Below are 1,962 nucleotides of genomic sequence, written 5' to 3'. Positions count from 1 at the left end.
ATGATTTCTACCTCTTTTGCTTCTTCCTCAATGCTTTCAAATAGTTCACTTACTGGAACTAAAAGAGCATTAGATATTGAGGCTAAAGTATCTAAACTAACATCCGTTCCATTTTCTATTCTCTGAACCGTTCTAACAGTTATATTTGCTTTTTCAGCCAGTACTTCTTGCGTCCAACCTCTTTTTTTTCTTAACTCAGCAACTCTATATTTATTCATGAATATATAATAAACTATTTTTTTAAACATGTACACGACAGATAGACGACAAAAGAACGACAATCTACCGACACAAAGGTAAAACAACAGTTTTGGAGGAAATAATAAAAGCAGTAATCATACTAAAAACTGCTTTTATTATTGTTTTATTTTTCATGTTGCTCTGTTTTGGACTTTTTATTCTTTAGTTTTTTATATTCTTTATTGATGACGTTAAGTCAAGTTTTTAGAGTAACAAACGTAGAATTTTAATCTATTTATTTTAAGCACTTACCTTTTCAAATTGATTAGGTGTAAGATACCCTAAACTTTGATGGATTCGTTTTGAATTATAAAAGGCTTCGATGTACCAGAAAATACTCTGATAGGCTTCTTCAAAGTTCTTATATTTAAATTGATACACCCACTCTCTTTTTAAATGTCCATGCCAAGATTCAAGACTGGCATTATGATAAGGGTATCCCCTTCGACTGAAAGAGTGAGTCATCCCATAATACTTAAGCAACTCTTCATACTCTAGACTCGTATACTGGCTTCCTTGGTCAGAATGAAGAATAACAGCTTCTGGATAGTCTTGTGATTTAATGGCCTTATTTAAAGTTCTTTGCACTAATTCTACAGTCATTCGCTTGCCCAAATCCCAAGCAATGACTTTTTTAGTATAACGATCCATAATGGTTGAGAGATAAGCCCATCCTTGTTGAGTAGGAATATAAGTAATGTCGGTTGACCAAACCTTATTTTTCTTTGTAGGTTCAGTCTGTATGAAATTTTTTCGATTGATGTGATCACTTAGTGAGTATCCAGGCTTAAATTTCTTAATGACTACAGACTTGAGTTGAAGTTGCTTCATTAGCTTCTGTACCAGTTTTAACCCGACTTTTTCCCCTTGTTTAAGTAGAAGATGATGAATTTTAGTAGCACCATAGATTCCTCGGTTAGCATTGAAGAGTTGAGACATTTTGAGTGACAGGTATTGTCTCCTTAATTGAGTTTTAGATGGATGTCGGTTAATCCGTTCATAATAACTTGATTCAGGAACATCAAGGAGTTGACAGCTTAGTCTGACATTGAGTGCTAAAGTTTGTATGGTTTGAGCCATATCCGCAGCACTCACTTCTTTTTCTCGGCGAATATGGTCAATACTTTTTCTAAGATGTCTCGTTCTTCCTTAACTTTAACCAGTTGTCTTTTTAATTCTAGAAAATCAGCTTTAGAGACGGAGCTTTCATTAGATTTAGAGTAGAGGTCTATCCATTTATAAATTGTTGCAGGGGCCACGTCGTATTCTTTAGACAGCTGGGTGACGGATTGACCAGAATGATAGAAGGCGATAAGGGTTTCTTTAAATTCTTTTGAGTAGCGTTTTTTCATGTTTTTGTCCTTTGTCTAAATTATACAATAGTGACTCTAAGATTTAAGGATAACATCACTCACAACTTAGGGTTATTAATAGAGGTCAAAATATGAAAATTGGGTATGCACGTGTCAGTACTTTTGAACAAAAATTAGAATCTCAAATTGAAGTTCTGAAAGAAGCAGGAGCAGAAGAAGTTTTCCAAGAAAAGTTTACTGGAACTAATGTCGAACGTCCACAATTTAATTTAGTGCTCAAAAAGTTAGCAAATGGCGATACTTTAATTGTGACAAAGTTAGATCGATTAGCCAGGAACACTAAAGAAGTTTTAGAAATTGTTCAATCGTTATTTAATAGAGGAATTAAGGTTCATATCTTAAATATTGG

Annotated in this window: 3 protein-coding genes; 1 reads left to right on the top strand and 2 read right to left on the bottom strand. The window is 33.8% G+C overall.

The features are described 5' to 3' along the window. Both AB0O34_RS36770 and AB0O34_RS36765 read right to left on the bottom strand, forming a co-directional pair. Nucleotides 1-248 (bottom strand): helix-turn-helix transcriptional regulator (locus AB0O34_RS36770; protein ID WP_363923626.1); only part of this gene is annotated, 248 nt, incomplete at its 3' end. Between the two features lie 232 nt (nucleotides 249-480). Continuing rightward, nucleotides 481-1,592, bottom strand: a protein-coding gene (locus tag AB0O34_RS36765; protein WP_363923624.1) for an IS3-like element IS981 family transposase whose coding sequence is annotated in 2 segments (ribosomal slippage) — nucleotides 481-1,370 and nucleotides 1,370-1,592 — 1,113 coding nt in all. Because the reading frame shifts where the segments join, the coding sequence is not laid out codon by codon here. Nucleotides 1,593-1,684: 92 nt separating this feature from the next. Here AB0O34_RS36765 and AB0O34_RS36760 point away from each other — a divergent pair. Continuing rightward, nucleotides 1,685-1,962: recombinase family protein (locus AB0O34_RS36760; protein ID WP_363923622.1), on the top strand; the 278-nt coding region annotated here is incomplete at its 3' end.

Source organism: Sphaerisporangium sp. NPDC088356 (assembly GCF_040685555.1).
In the GTDB taxonomy this organism is placed as follows: Bacteria; Actinomycetota; Actinomycetes; order Streptosporangiales; family Streptosporangiaceae; genus Sphaerisporangium.
The sequence above is the reverse complement of the archived record's forward strand: the minus strand, read 5'-3'. Positions and strand labels throughout refer to the sequence as shown.